Annotated in this window: 13 protein-coding genes and 1 pseudogene; 7 read left to right on the forward strand and 7 right to left on the reverse strand. The window is 69.8% G+C overall.

What is annotated here, in order from left to right; all coding sequences use genetic code 11:
- Nucleotides 1-41: 41 nt before the first annotated feature.
- The 3 genes from cofD (at nucleotide 42) to EV648_RS37815 (ending at nucleotide 2801) form a co-directional block, all read left to right on the forward strand.
- Nucleotides 42-1019, forward strand: coding sequence for a 2-phospho-L-lactate transferase (gene cofD / locus EV648_RS37805; RefSeq protein ID WP_132187080.1), 978 nt, complete (start codon nucleotides 42-44; stop codon nucleotides 1017-1019).
- The gene (locus tag EV648_RS37810; RefSeq protein ID WP_132300522.1) at nucleotides 1016-1990 is read left to right on the forward strand and encodes a coenzyme F420-0:L-glutamate ligase; all 975 of its coding nucleotides are present in this window, start codon (nucleotides 1016-1018) and stop codon (nucleotides 1988-1990) included. Before cofD ends, EV648_RS37810 begins: the two co-directional genes overlap by 4 nt.
- A gap of 88 nt (nucleotides 1991-2078) precedes the next feature.
- On the forward strand, nucleotides 2079-2801 hold the full coding sequence (locus tag EV648_RS37815; RefSeq protein WP_132300524.1) for a DUF3105 domain-containing protein: 723 nt from the start codon (nucleotides 2079-2081) through the stop codon (nucleotides 2799-2801).
- Between the two features lie 83 nt (nucleotides 2802-2884).
- On the opposite strand, the gene EV648_RS37820 is transcribed toward EV648_RS37815, so the two are convergent.
- From EV648_RS37820 to EV648_RS37845, 6 genes are read right to left on the reverse strand one after another with little or no spacing between them, the layout of a single operon-like run.
- The gene (locus EV648_RS37820) at nucleotides 2885-3982 is read right to left on the reverse strand and encodes a mannose-1-phosphate guanylyltransferase (RefSeq protein ID WP_132300526.1); all 1098 of its coding nucleotides are present in this window, start codon (nucleotides 3980-3982) and stop codon (nucleotides 2885-2887) included.
- A gap of 11 nt (nucleotides 3983-3993) precedes the next feature.
- Nucleotides 3994-5262, reverse strand: coding sequence for an alpha-amylase family protein (locus tag EV648_RS37825; protein WP_132300528.1), 1269 nt, complete (start codon nucleotides 5260-5262; stop codon nucleotides 3994-3996).
- Nucleotides 5246-6379 (reverse strand): NAD(+)/NADH kinase, encoded by a 1134-nt coding sequence (locus EV648_RS37830; protein WP_241996014.1) that lies wholly within the window; start codon nucleotides 6377-6379, stop codon nucleotides 5246-5248. The genes EV648_RS37825 and EV648_RS37830 overlap by 17 nt, the downstream gene beginning before the upstream one ends.
- A gap of 57 nt (nucleotides 6380-6436) precedes the next feature.
- The gene (locus EV648_RS37835; protein ID WP_132300530.1) at nucleotides 6437-7513 is read right to left on the reverse strand and encodes a hemolysin family protein; all 1077 of its coding nucleotides are present in this window, start codon (nucleotides 7511-7513) and stop codon (nucleotides 6437-6439) included.
- Nucleotides 7510-8847 carry a hemolysin family protein gene (locus EV648_RS37840; protein ID WP_132300532.1) on the reverse strand — a complete coding sequence of 446 codons (1338 nt, stop codon included), beginning with the start codon at nucleotides 8845-8847 and terminating at the stop codon, nucleotides 7510-7512. The genes EV648_RS37835 and EV648_RS37840 overlap by 4 nt, the downstream gene beginning before the upstream one ends.
- A 24-nt stretch (nucleotides 8848-8871) precedes the next feature.
- The gene (locus tag EV648_RS37845) at nucleotides 8872-9720 is read right to left on the reverse strand and encodes an SDR family NAD(P)-dependent oxidoreductase (protein ID WP_132300534.1); all 849 of its coding nucleotides are present in this window, start codon (nucleotides 9718-9720) and stop codon (nucleotides 8872-8874) included.
- Between the two features lie 70 nt (nucleotides 9721-9790).
- Between EV648_RS37845 and EV648_RS37850 the strand changes: the two genes are divergently transcribed.
- Nucleotides 9791-10696 (forward strand): LysR family transcriptional regulator, encoded by a 906-nt coding sequence (locus EV648_RS37850; RefSeq protein WP_132300536.1) that lies wholly within the window; start codon nucleotides 9791-9793, stop codon nucleotides 10694-10696.
- Nucleotides 10697-10708: 12 nt separating this feature from the next.
- Here the strand turns inward: EV648_RS37850 and EV648_RS45395 are convergent.
- Nucleotides 10709-10855: pseudogene (locus EV648_RS45395) on the reverse strand (twin-arginine translocase TatA/TatE family subunit); the annotation flags it as partial.
- A gap of 63 nt (nucleotides 10856-10918) precedes the next feature.
- On the opposite strand from EV648_RS45395, the gene EV648_RS37860 reads away from it, so the two are divergent.
- Genes EV648_RS37860 through EV648_RS37870 form a run of 3 tightly spaced genes read left to right on the forward strand, consistent with a single transcriptional unit; the run spans nucleotide 10919 to nucleotide 13192 of the window.
- Nucleotides 10919-11602 (forward strand): TIGR03089 family protein, encoded by a 684-nt coding sequence (locus tag EV648_RS37860; RefSeq protein ID WP_132300540.1) that lies wholly within the window; start codon nucleotides 10919-10921, stop codon nucleotides 11600-11602.
- Nucleotides 11602-12384, forward strand: coding sequence for an SDR family NAD(P)-dependent oxidoreductase (locus tag EV648_RS37865; protein ID WP_132300542.1), 783 nt, complete (start codon nucleotides 11602-11604; stop codon nucleotides 12382-12384). The genes EV648_RS37860 and EV648_RS37865 overlap by 1 nt, the downstream gene beginning before the upstream one ends.
- A gap of 34 nt (nucleotides 12385-12418) precedes the next feature.
- Nucleotides 12419-13192: a class I SAM-dependent methyltransferase gene (locus EV648_RS37870; protein WP_132300543.1), complete on the forward strand. Its 774-nt coding sequence runs from the start codon at nucleotides 12419-12421 to the stop codon at nucleotides 13190-13192.
- Nucleotides 13193-13196 lie beyond the last annotated feature (4 nt).

Genomic DNA, 13196 nt, shown 5'->3' on the forward strand with positions numbered 1-13196 from the left:
GCGGTGGTCCGTTGCTTTGACGACTCGTGGAGACTGTTCCCATGCGATTGACAGTGCTTGCCGGTGGCATCGGCGGATCCACCTTCCTGCGCGGCCTGCTGAAGGCCCGGCCGGACGCCGAGATCACCGTGGTGGGGAACACCGCGGACGACATCACCCTGTTCGGCCTGCGGGTCTGCCCCGACCTCGACACGGTGATGTACACCCTCGGTGGCGGCATCTCGGCCGAGCGCGGCTGGGGTCGCGAGGACGAGACCTGGGTGATCAAGGAGGAGCTCGCGGCGTACGGCGTGGAGCCGACCTGGTTCGGCCTCGGCGACCGCGACATCGCCACCCACCTGGTCCGCACCCAGATGCTCGACGCCGGCTACGGCCTGGCCGCGGTGACCGAGGCCCTCTGCGCCCGGTGGAACCTGCCGGTCCGGCTGCTGCCGATGAGCGACGACCGGGTCGAGACGCACGTGGTCGTGGACGACCCGGAGCGGCCCGGCACGAAGAAGGCGATCCACTTCCAGGAGTACTGGGTCCGGCTGCATGCCGAGGTGACCGCGCACCAGATCGTCGCCGTGGGTTCGGAGAAGGCGAAACCGGCGCCCGGCGTCCTGGATGCCATCGCGGAGTGCGACGCGCTGCTGCTGCCGCCGTCCAACCCGGTGGTCTCGGTCGGCACGATCCTCGGCGTCCCCGGGATCCGGGACGCGGTCCGCGAGACGGCCGCACCGGTGATCGGCATCTCCCCCATCATCGGCACCGGCCCGGTCCGCGGGATGGCGGACAAGGTGCTCGCCGCGATCGGGGTGGAGTCCACCGCCGCCGCGGTGGCCACGCACTACGGGGCCCGCGCCGCGGGCGGAGTACTGGACGGCTGGTTGATCGACACGTCCGACTCGGCGCAGCTCGAGTCCATCGCCACGGCCGGGATCCACGCTCAGGCAGTGCCGCTGTGGATGACCGACGACACGGCCACGGCCGCGATGGCCGATGCCGCTCTCACGCTGGCCGAGGCGGTCCGCCGGTGAGGAAGCACCTCGAGATCTACCCGGTCACCGGCCTGCCCGAGATCGCCGCCGGGGACGACCTGGCCGGCCTGATCGGCGACGCGGCCGACCTGCGCGACGGTGACGTGGTCTCGGTCACCTCGAAGATCGTCAGCAAGACCGAGGGCCGGCTGACGACCGGGACGCGCGACGAGGCAATCGACGCCGAGCTGGTGCGGGTCGTGGCCCAGCGCGGCGACACCCGGATCGTGCAGACGCGGCACGGCCTGGTGATGGCCGCCGCGGGCACTGACACCTCGAACACCACGCCCGGCACTGTTCTGCTGCTCCCGGTCGACCCGGACCTGTCTGCCCGGAATCTCCGTACGGCCCTGAAGGACCGGTACGACGTGAACGTGGGCATCGTGATCACGGACACTCTCGGGCGGCCCTGGCGCAACGGCCAGACCGACCTGGCCATCGGAGCCGCCGGGGTCCAGGTGATCGAGGACCTGCGCGGCACTACGGACAGTCACGGCAACGTGCTCGCGGTCACCGAGCCCGCGCTGGCTGACGAGATCGCCTCGGCCAGCGAACTGGTGAAGGGCAAGGCCGACGGCGTACCGGTCGCAGTACTGCGTGGGCTCTCCGACGCGGTTCTGCCTGCTGGGGAGCACGGGAGCGGTGCTCGGGCGCTCGTGCGGGATGCCGAGATGGACCTGTTCAGCCTGGGCACACGGGAGGCGGCGCGGGCCGCAGTACTGCAGCGGCGGGCGCCGACCGGGTCTCGTGAGGTGGATCCGGCCCTGTGGGACGGCCTGCTGGTGGATGACGAGGACGTCCACATCGAGCTGCTGGACGGCTCCGTGGCCGTGTTCGGGGACGACGCGGTCGCGGTCGGCGTGATCGCCGAGCGGCTGGCCGTGCTGCTGCATGCGGAGGGTTACGGCGTCACCGTCCGGACGGGACCGGGGAGTGAGGCAACGGTCACGTTCGGCTCACGGTCTCGTTAGCTTTCTAGGCAACTTCTCAGACAGCTTGCGTACACTGCAGGCGCACGGCGGCACGGGACCGCCGCAGACCCGGGAAGATCAAATCACTGTGGGTAAGTCTCAGAAGCAGTCACGCCGCGAGCTGATCGAGAAGATGCAGCGGGACCAGGCCCGGTCCGACAAGCGCCGCACCTTGATCATCGTGGCCGCCTCCATCGTCGTCGGCCTCGCGATCATCGCCTACCCGGCGATCAAGCTGATCCAGGACTCCCGGACCCGGGACATGGCGATCAGCGAGCTCGGCGTCTCCGCCGCGGCGGCCTCCTGCGACAAGGTCACCGACGACAAGGCCACCGGCACCCAGGACCACCAGCCGGACGGAACCGTCATCCCGTACCCGGTCTCCCCGCCGTCGTCGGGCCCGCACTACGCCGTCTGGGCGCCGTTCGGGAAGAAGTTCTACACCTCCGACGACCGCCCGCCGGTGCCGAACCTGGTGCACAACCTCGAGCACGGCTACACGATCCTCTGGTACAACGAGGCGACCGCGAACAACGCCGACCAGGTGGCGCTGATCGAGAAGATCTCCAAGGCCAAGCTGCCGGAGAGCTCGAACGGCAAGTTCATCGCCGCGCCGTTCAAGGAGTCCGACGGCCAGCAGCCCTGGCCGGCCGGCAAGAACATCGCCTTCTCGCACTGGAGCGGCAACACCCAGGGCCAGACCACCGCGTTCGGCCACCGCCAGTTCTGCGGTTCGGTCAGCGGCGAGGCTCTCCAGCAGTTCATGGACAAGTACCCGGCGCTGGACGCCCAGGAGCCCAACGGCGGCTGATCCACCTTTCCCGAACAACCGAAACCCCCGGAATCCCTTGGATTCCGGGGGTTTCGCCGTTCTCGCGGGCAGAGCGCGTGGGGTCAGACGTAGCGGTCGGCGTGGTCTGACTGGACGATGGCTACCAGGTCCTTGACGCGTTCGCCGTCGGCCAGGGGGCAGACCATGGTGACGTCGTGGGTGTGGACGATGATGTGGCCGCGCAGGCCGACGGCGGCGATCAGGTGGTCGGGGTCGTCGGTGACGATCACGTTGTCGTGCGAGTCCAGCAGGCAGCTGAGCGCCGACCCGTCATGACGGTTGCCCTTGGCATCGACCTCGTAGGTGCCGGCGAGCGCGGCCCAGGAGCCCACGTCCAGCCAGTGCACCGGCATCGGTACGACGACCACGTCGGCGTCCACCTTGCCCTGCGAGGCGGGCTCCATCACCGCGTAGTCCACGCTGATCTTGCGCAGCGTCGGGTAGATCTCGGCCAGCGTCGCCTGGCGCTCCGGGGCGTCCCACACCGCAGCCACCTGACGCAGTTGCGCGGCCGACTCCGGCAGCAGCGCGTCGAGCACGCTCAGCACGGTCTCGGCCCGCCAGACGAACATGCCCGAGTTCCACCAGAACCGCCCGGTGGCCAGGTACTCCTCGGCCGTCGCGCGGTCCGGCTTCTCCCGGAACCGGTCGACCACGAACGCCGCGGTGCCGTCGATCGCGTCGCCGCGTTCGACGTACCCGAGTCCGGTGTGCGGGTGGGTGGGCTCGATCCCGAACGTCACCAGCGATCGGGGGCGCTGCTCGACCACCTCGAAGCCGCTCTCGATCGCGGCCCGGAACTCCGCCTCGGGCGTGATCAGGTGGTCCGACCCGACGATCGCGAGCACCGCGTCCGGGTCGTTGCGGGCGACCACCGCGGAGGCCAGGCCGACCGCGTTCGCGGTGTCCCGGCCGACCGGCTCGCCGATGATGTTGTGCTCGCCGAGCTCCGGCAGTTCCTCGCGCACCAGGTCGGTGTGCGCTGCCACCGTGCAGACGTAGATGTTGGCCGGGTCGACCAGACCCTGCAGCCGGTTGTAGGCCACTCGCAGCAGCGAGTTGCCCGCCGCCAACGGCAGCACCTGCTTGGGTTTGTCGGCCCTGGACAGCGGCCACAGCCGCGTGCCCGAGCCACCGGCCAGGATCACCACGTTTCGCATGGGGAGGGAGCCTACCCGGCGTGACCAGGTCCGGTCGCCAACACGTACCAGTTGTGCGCTGGTACGACGGCCGGGTCCACCGGATCCACCGGATCCTCCGGCCGGACGGCGAGCTCGAAGCCGTCCAGGTCAACGGGGAAACGGTGTTCCTCGTCGCCGATGTTGAGCAGCACGAGCACCTGGTCGTCGCCCTCGCCCGAGCGCAACGCGATCGCTTCGTTGGTGAGGTGTTCCACGGTTGTTCGCGCCCGCACCAGCCACGCGTTGCGACGCCGTACGCCGATCAGCCGCTGGTGCAGCCGGTACGTCGGCCAACCGTCCTCGGCGAGTTCGTCCGGCCGGGCCGGGAAGACCGGGCGGATCGCGTCGTCGCCACCGACGCGTTCCTCCTTCACGCCGCGGAAAGCCTGCTCGTCACCGGCGTAGATGCTCGGGATTCCCGCGACCGTGAACAGAATCGCCAACGCGTGACCGAGGTGCCGCTCGTCGTCCAGCTTCGAGGCGATCCGGGTGACGTCGTGGTTGCCGGCGAAGGTCTGCGGGACGAAGGTGTCGAGCAGTTCGTCGTGCCGCTTCAGCGCATGGGCGAACTCGTAGAAGTTGCCGTCGTTCAGCGAGCTCCAGATCGCCTTCCACAGCTCGTACTGCGTGATCGAGTCGAGCCCGCTCTCCTGCGCATAAGCCCCGTAGTCGCCGTGGATCACCTCGCCGAAGAACCACGCCTCGGGGTACCGCGGTCTGACCTCGGCGAGCACTTCCCGCCAGAACACGGGCGGTACGGCGTACGCAGCGTCCAACCGCCAGCCGTCGGCACCTCGCTCGAGCCAGTGGCACATCACGTCCACCACGTGCTGCCGGACCTCGGGCTTGTCGTGGTCGAGCACCACCAGCTGCTCGTGCCCCTCGAACGTGTCGCCCGGCCGGAACCACTCGGGCGGCGCCTGGAAGCTCCTGCCGACATGGTTGAACACACCGTCCAGTACTACGCGCAGCCCCTTGCCGTGGGAGGCCGCGATCAGCCGGTCGAAGTCCTCGTCATCACCCAGCCGCGGGTCGATGCGGAAGTGGTCGACTGTGTCGTAGCCGTGGGTCTCCGAGGCGAACACCGGTCCGAGCAGGAGCCCGGAGCACCCCAGCTCCACCACGTAGTCGAGCCAGCCCTCCAACCCGCCGAGCCGATGCGCAACCGGAGTACCGGGAGGCACAGCCGTCTTCTCGGCGCCCACGAACCCCAACGGGTAGACGTGCCACCAGATGGCGTGCTCAACCCACGGAGTCATCCGCACTCCTCGCCTCGTCGGCAGGAAGGTCACGGGCCACCGGGTCGGGGATGACCTCCGCGGTGCGCAGCGGCGGGAGCCGGAGGTGGGCCATGTCCGGCGGCGCTGGGGTCTCGGGCCGGAAGATCGATTCGGCCTCTCCGTCGATACCGGTCGCAGGGGCGTCCGTGAGCCGGAAGCGGTCGCGCAGCCGACCGTAGAAGTCAGTTGGACGCAGACGGACGAGACGGAGCCTCCGGAGCGAGCCGTAGACGCCGATCCAGTCGCCGGGGTCCAGCACTCCGCGCAGCTGGCCGTCGATGCTCACTGCGGCCTGTCCCGAGTGCGGCAGCACCCGCAGCCCCACCGGCTCGTCCGGCGCGGCCACCACGGTCCGGTTGAAGGTCATGTGCGGAGCGACCGGGGTGAATACGACCGCCTCCATGTTCGGCGACAGGATCGGACCACCCGCCGCGAAGCTGTACGCCGTACTGCCGGTCGGGGTGGCCACGATGACCGCGTCCGCGGAGTACGACGCGAGCAGGCGGCCGGCCAGGTAGACCCCCAGGCTCACCTGGTGGTCCCGGGCGAGCTTCTCGAGCACCACGTCGTTCAGCGCGGTCACGTCCAGGGCGACGCCCCAGCCGTCTCCAGCCACGCTCTCGGGCCGGACAGCCGGCGGCGGGAGTGCTGCGCCGTGTCCGTAGCGCAGGAGCGCGTCGATGCCGGTCGGGATCTCCAGCGGCCGGGAGGCGCGCATGGTGAGCGTCATCCGCTCCTCGATGGTGGCTCCGCCGTGGTGGACGGCCTCCAGGGCCGCCTCGACGTCGCTGCAGGCCACCTCGGTAAGGAAGCCCACCTTGCCGAGGTCGACACCCAGCACGGCCGCGTCGTTCTTGGCCGCGATCCGGGCACCGCGCAGGAAGGTGCCGTCGCCGCCGAGCGTGACGACCAGGTCCGGGCTGCCCGCGTGCTGCATCTCGGCCATCCCGCCGCGACGGTGCTCGTGGTTCTTCCACACATCGATGTCGGTGCAACCGATGTCGTGCCGCTTGCACCACTCACGGACCACCTCGGCGGCCTGGACGGCCAGCGGGCGACCCTGATGAACGACGAGACCGAGACGACTGACAGGCACAGGCTGCTCCTCGCAAGTGGTGTTCGCCACCACGGTATGACGCGCGGACGGAATCGTTCACTCTGCGTCTGCCGACCGGCGCTTGACGGCGGCGGTGATGATCGGGTCGGTCTCGTCGTCGAACTCGCCGATCACCTCCTCGAGCAGGTCCTCGAGGGCGACCACGCCGACGGGCTGGTCGCCGTCCTGGACGACGGCCAGCTGGGCGCGACGCTCTCGCATGATGCGGATCGCCGCCGCCACCGGGGTGTCCGCCGGTAGCCGCAACGGCTCGGTCATCAGGTCCGCCGCACGGAGGGTGTGACCGCCGCCGGTCGTCGCGCGCCCCGCGTCGCGGACGTGCACGATCCCGCAGATCGCAGTACCGGTGCTGACCACGGCGAGGCGCGAGCGGCCTTCGCGGACGCTGGCCAGCTCCACTTCGCGAGCCGTGGCCGCGTCCGGCACCGTGACGAGCTGGGAGGTCGGGGTCATCACCTGGGCGACCGTGGTGTTCTGCAAGGCGAGCATCGCGGTGAGCAGATCGTGCTCGGCGGCCTCGAGGGTGCCGTGCTCGCGCGACGACTCGATCAGCAGCCGCAGCTCCTCCGGGCCGTGCGCGTTCGCCAGCTCGTTCTGAGGTGTCACCTTGAGGATCCGCAGGCACAGGTTCGCCATGCCGTTGAGCACGATCAGCAGCGGGCGGAAGACGGTGGTGAAGGCGCGGAACGGCAGCGCGAGCAACAGCGCGGACCGCTCAGGGTCGCTGATCGCCCACGACTTGGGCGCCATCTCGCCGAGCAACACGTGCAGCAGACCGATCCCACCGACCGCGATGATCAGCGAGATCACGTGCCCGACGCCGTCCGGCAGCCCGATCAGCTCGAACAGCGGGTGCAGCAGGTGCGCGACCGCCGGCTCGGCCAGCGCCCCGAGACCGAGCGTGCAGAGGGTGATCCCGAGCTGGGCGCCCGCGAGCATCAACGACAACTCGCTGACCCCGGCGATCGCGGCCCGGGCGGACCGGCTGCCCTGGGCGGCGGCTTGTTCGAGGCGATGCCGCTTGGACGCGACCAGGGCGAACTCGGCCGAGACGAAGAACCCGTTGAGGATCAACAGCAGAACGGAGATCAGCAGCGCGACGGTGGTGCTCATGACAGCCGCTCCAGCCGGACCAGGCCGGGCACACGCCGCACCACGGTTTCCACCGTCAGCTTGACCCACTCACGCGGCACCGGGCGCCCGTCGTGGTCGAACCGCCGCGGCAGCTCGACCACCACCTCGTCGTCGACCACCGGGATCCGCCCGAGCCGGGCCATCACCAGTCCGGACACCGTGTCGTAGTCCTCGTCGTCCGGCAGCGTAGTCCCGAGCGCCTCCTCCACCTGGTCGATCCGCCAGCGGGCCGGGAAGGTCCAGCTGCCGTCCGGGTTCCGCAGCAGGTCCGGCTCCGGCAGGTCGTCCTCGTCGTGGATCTCCCCGACCAGTTCCTCGGCGATGTCCTCCAGCGTCACGATCCCGGCGAACCCGCCGAACTCGTCCAGCACGATGGCCAGCTGGCGGTGCGTAGTACGGAGCTGTTCCAGTACCACGGGCAGCGGCAGGGTGAACGGGACGAGCACGGGTGCCGAGGCCAGTGAACCGACGGTGACGTGGTGCCGGTCCGCGGGTTCTACCTCGACGACGTCGCTGATCGCGATCACCCCGACCACCTCGTCGACCGACGCGGCGGTCACCGGGAACCGGCTGTGCCCGGTGTCGAGCAGTTCGACCACCCGGCTCAGCGGCTCGTCCTCGTGCACGGTGACCACGTCGACCCGCGGCACCATCACCTCGCCCGCGATCCGGTCGCGGAAGTCCAGCCCGCGATCCAGCAGCCGGGTGGTGTCCTGGTCCAGCAGGCCCTGCTCGAAGGAGGTGGCGATGATCCGGTCCAGGTCCTGCGCCGTGGCGCCCTGCGGCAGTTCCTCCACCGGCTCGATGCCGACCCGGCGCAGGATCCGGTTGGAGGCCGAGTCGAACACGTGGATCAGCGGACCCGCGATGGTGAGGTACATCAGGGTGGACCGGGACAGCCGCAGCGCGATCGCCTCGGCGCGGGCGATCGCCAGGTTCTTCGGGGCCAGCTCGCCGAACACCATCTGGATGATCGTTGCCAGCAGCAAGGCCAGGATCACCGACACGGACAGGCTGACGCTGCGCGGCAGCCCCGCGGTACCGAGCAGGTCCTCCAGCCCCGCGCCGAGGTAGGGCTGGGCGACGTACCCGGCAAGCAGGGCGGTGACGGTGATCCCGATCTGGGCGCCGGACAGCACGAAGGACAGCCGCGAGGTCACCTTCAGGGCCCGCTCGGCCGCGCCGTCACCCGCCTCGGCCAGCGCCTGGAGCCGGTTGCGGTCGACTGCGACGTAGGAGAACTCCTGCGCCACGAAGTAGCCGGTGGCAACGGTCAACGCCAGGATCAGCAGCAGGCCGATCAGGATCAACATGAACCGACTTTACGAGAACTCCAGCTACCGGGGCACTGCGGGGTGCCAGGGCAGGACCTTGCCGTCGCGGATCAGTTCGCCGTAGGTGGCCGGGTCGACGTGGTCGGCGAGGAGGAGGTCCAGGATCGGCACGACGGCGTCCTCGGGGGTGCGGGCCTGGCTGAAGTCGTCGAACCAAGGGCGGGAGGCGCGAGTGTCGACGAGCCCCGGGCAGACCGAGACGATCAGGGTGTCCTGTGGGAGATCGGCGGCACGGCGCTCGGCGGCCACTGCGCGTACTGCGGCCACCTGGCCGACCTTGGAGGGCAGGTTGATCCAGTGCGGCCAGCCTTGATCCTCGGCCGTGCCTTCGTGGATCGCCTGTCGCCAGTCCTCGACGGCCTTCTCGACCTGCTCGAGGGTGACGCCGTCGAACAGCGGATGCAGTTGCGCGTCCAAGTGGTCGAGCGTGCCGAGGGAGCTCGCCACCACGAGCAACCTGCCGCCTGGCCGGAGTACGGGACCGAAGGAGCGCAGTACGGCGTGGGAGCCTCCGTTGGCGACGGCGATGAATTCGTCGGCCTGCTCGGCCTGCGGGCGATCCGGGGTCAGCGGGCCGATCGCGTTCGAAACCACTAGGTCGACGCCGCCGTACGCCTCCTGAAGTTCTTCGGCGAGCGCGGCGATCGCGTCGGCGTCGGTGACGTCGAGGACGCGGCCCTCCACCTTGGCGACGCCGTCGATCCGCTGGACGGCCCCGGCCACCCGCTCGGGATTGCGGCCGGTCAGCAGGACCAGGTCCTCGGGGTTCAGGCGGGCGGCCAGTCCGGCGACCAGAGCGAAGCCGATCCCCTGGTTGGCGCCGGTCACCAGGGCGATGCGTTGAGCTGTCATGCCGCCAGGCTAGGAACGGATCCTCCATGACACCAACGAGACTTGGGCACACGTAGTATGCGTAAACGTCATGGACTTCTCCGACGTCTCCCTGGTCGCCCTGCGAGTCTTCCGCGAGGTCGCCGAGCGCGGCACCTTCACCGCGGCAGCGACCTCCCTGGGCTACACCCAGTCGGCGGTGTCGCGGCAGATCGCGTCGATCGAGCGGGCCGCGGGCGCCTCGTTGCTGGAGCGCCGCCGCGACGGCGTCCGCCTCACCACCGCAGGACAGGTCGTACTGCGGAACGCGGCGCGCGTGCTCGACCAGCTCGACGCGACCACCCGTGAGCTGGCCGGGTTGCCGGCGGAAGGGGGCACCGTGCGGCTCGGCTGGTTCCCCAGCGCGGGCGCGGTGCTGTTGCCGCGGGCAATCGCCTCGCTGCGCCGGTCGCAGCCGGCGATCCGGGTGATCAGCCGGGAAGGTTCGACACCGTCGTTGGTCCGCGCGCTGCGAGCCGGGACCGTGGACCTGGCACTGCTCGCCTCGGCGCCGCCCTTCCGGCCACTGGACGCGGAGTCGCCGACGCTGGAACTGGAGACGCTGATCGAGAGGTCACTGATGCTCGCGGTGCCGACCGGTCATCCGCTGGCCGCGGGCGATTCGGTGGACGTGGCCGAACTGCGGGGTCAACGCTGGATCGCGGGACCGGCCGCCGGCGAGGACACGCTGATGGGGGTCTGGCCCGGCCTCGACGAGCGGCCGGAGATCGCCCACACCGCTCGCGACTGGCTGGCGAAGCTGCACCTGGTCGCGGCCGGAGCCGGGCTGACTACCGTCTCGGCGTCACTCGCCGGTGCCGCGCCGCCCGGTGTCCGGATCATCGCCGTCCACGGCGGGCCCCAGGAGCTGCGGCGCATCATCCTGGCCCGGCTGCCCGGCCGGCTGACCGACGCCGCCGCCCACCTCGCCGACGCCCTGCGCACCACCGTCCGCTGAATCCTTGTCCTCGCCGCTGGTGATCTTGCGGTACTCGACCAGCGCGCGGGCGGCGTTGCGGGTCAGGTCGGGCAGTTTGTTCGCGCCGAACAGCACGACCACGACGGCCAGCAGGATGATCCATTCGCCACCCTCGGGCAGCGCCAGCTGTGACACCATCTCGATCCTTCTTTCCGGAGTCCCTGACCAACATACGTCGGCGCCCGAACGTAGGGTTGCGGCGTGACCGGAACCCTGCCCGACCTGTTCACCGCCGCGGTCCGCCGCGACGGCGCCAACCCCTTCCTGACGTACTACGACGACACGTCCGGCGAGCGGATCGAGCTCAGCGCGGTGACCACCGCGAACTGGGTCTCGAAGACCGCCAACCTGCTCGTCGACGAGTACGACCTGGAGTCGGGCGAGACCGTCGCGATCGGCCTGCCGCCGCACTGGCTGGGCGTGGTCTGGGCGCTGTCCGCGTGGTCCGCCGGAGCGGCCGTGACCACCGGCGTGGGCTCGCTGGCGATCACCGGGCCCGACTTCGGCGTCCGGGGTTCGCGCGAGACGATCGCGTCCGCGCTGCTCCCCCTCGGCGGCCGGTTCCGTGAGCCGTTGCCCGACGGCGTGCACGACTACGGCGCCGAGGTCTACAACCACCCGGACCTGTTCGTCCCCTTCGATCCGCCCACACCCGGCTCCCCGGCGTACGACGAGAAGACGCACGCCGAGGTGATCGCTGCGGCGACGCCGATCACGGACCGGGTGCTCACCACCGTCGACCTGGTCTCGCCCGACGGCCTCGGCACGCTCGTCGGAGTGATCGCCGGAGGTGGTTCGATCGTGCTCTGCCGGAACCTGGACCCGGCAAAGTTGGACCGGCGGATCGCCGACGAGAAGGTCGACCGAGTACTGGAGGAGAGCTGATGCAGCGATTCGAGGGGAAGGTCGCGCTGGTTACGGCCGGGGCCCAGGGCATCGGTCTGGCCGTGGCGCGGCGGACCGCGGCCGAGGGTGGGTCCGTGGTCGTCACCGACTTGCAGGAGGACAAGATCGCGGCTGTTGCCGAGGAGATCGGCGCTGACCGGGCTCTCGCGATCAAGGTCGACGTGACCTCGCGGGATGACGTCGACGCGGCGGTGGCAGCGGCGGTCGAGCGGTTCGGCCGGCTCGACGTACTGGTGAACAACGCGGGCGGCTGCATCGTCAGCACCGTGCCCGAGGAGACCACGGACGAGGAGTGGCACCGTCAGCTCGACCTGACGCTGGTCGGCGCCGCGCGCTGCATCCAGGCCTCGCTCCCGTACCTGGTGAAGACCCGCGGCAACGTGGTCACGATCAGCTCGGTCAACGGTGTGGCCGCCTTCGGCAACATCGAGTACGCCGCCGCCAAGGCCGGCCAGATCGTGATGTCGCAGAACTTCGCCGCGCGGTACGGCCCTCTCGGGGTGCGCTTCAACGTCGTTGCCCCCGGCACCGTCCGGACGCCGAACTGGGACAACCAGCCGGGCACGCTGGAGAGGTTCAAGACCATGTACCCGCTCGGCCGGGTCGGCGAGCCCGAGGACATCGCGGCCGCGGTCGCGTTCCTCTCCTCCGACGACGCCGCCTGGATCACCGGCCACACCCTCCCGGTGGAAGGCGGCATCCTCACCGGCCCCGGCCTCTTCGACCTGACCACCTCGGGCCCAGCCCGCAAGGATTACTGAGCCGCGGACACTCTCGCCACGTAATGTCGGCAGCGTGGAGATCGACGCTGGGGTTGCTGCGAATTACGACGAACTGCCGTTGTGGTCGGCGCCTTTTGGGCAGTTGCTGTTGGAGCATGTGCCGTTGCGGCGGGGGCAGACGATTGTTGATGTCGGGGCGGGGACTGGGTTTCTGACGGTGGAGCTCGCGCAGCGGAGTAGGGCTGGGCGGGTGGTTGCGGTCGATCCCTGGGGTGATGCGATGGAGGTGTTGCGGCGCAAGGTCGAGTTCTTGAAGTTGAGGAATGTCGACGTGGTGGTTGGGGATGCGTCTGAGCTCGACCTCGCCGACGGGTCGGTGGATGTCGTGGTTTCCAACCTCGGCATCAACAACTTCGACAACGCGGAGGTCGTACTGCGGGAGTGCCATCGTGTACTGCGGCCAGGTGGTCGGCTGTTGATCAGTACAAACCTGGTCGGGCACATGGCCGAGTTCTACGAGGTCTTCGGTGAGGTGCTCGACCGACTCGGCCAGGCTCGCAAGCCCTTGGACGAGCACGTCAACCATCGGGCCACCGTCGCCGGAACCGTTGCCCTGCTGGAGTCGGCGGGGTTCACCGCGACGGTTGCCGGCCGGGACACCTTCACCGAGCGGTACGTCGACGGCACCGCGCTCTTCGACCACTACTTCATCCGGCTCGGGTTCCTCGACGGCTGGCAGGCGGTCGCGGGCGACGAAGTACTGGCGGCCGTCGAGGAAGAGCTCAACCGGCGCGGCGAGGTGACACTCACCATCCCCGCGGCCTGCTTCGAGGGCGTCAAGCCCTGAAGCA

Origin of the sequence: Kribbella sp. VKM Ac-2568 (assembly GCF_004345365.1) — a bacterium.
Lineage (GTDB): Bacteria > Actinomycetota > Actinomycetes > Propionibacteriales > Kribbellaceae > Kribbella > Kribbella orskensis.

Coding starts and splice junctions, on each gene's coding strand:
- cofD (WP_132187080.1), top strand. CDS start 42: ATGCGATTGACAGTGCTTGCCGGTGGCATCGGCGGATCCACCTTCCTG.
- EV648_RS37820 (WP_132300526.1), bottom strand. CDS start 3,982: ATGCGAAACGTGGTGATCCTGGCCGGTGGCTCGGGCACGCGGCTGTGG.
- EV648_RS37825 (WP_132300528.1), bottom strand. CDS start 5,262: ATGACTCCGTGGGTTGAGCACGCCATCTGGTGGCACGTCTACCCGTTG.
- EV648_RS37835 (WP_132300530.1), bottom strand. CDS start 7,513: ATGAGCACCACCGTCGCGCTGCTGATCTCCGTTCTGCTGTTGATCCTC.
- EV648_RS37840 (WP_132300532.1), bottom strand. CDS start 8,847: ATGTTGATCCTGATCGGCCTGCTGCTGATCCTGGCGTTGACCGTTGCC.
- EV648_RS37845 (WP_132300534.1), bottom strand. CDS start 9,720: ATGACAGCTCAACGCATCGCCCTGGTGACCGGCGCCAACCAGGGGATC.
- EV648_RS37850 (WP_132300536.1), top strand. CDS start 9,791: ATGGACTTCTCCGACGTCTCCCTGGTCGCCCTGCGAGTCTTCCGCGAG.
- EV648_RS37865 (WP_132300542.1), top strand. CDS start 11,602: ATGCAGCGATTCGAGGGGAAGGTCGCGCTGGTTACGGCCGGGGCCCAG.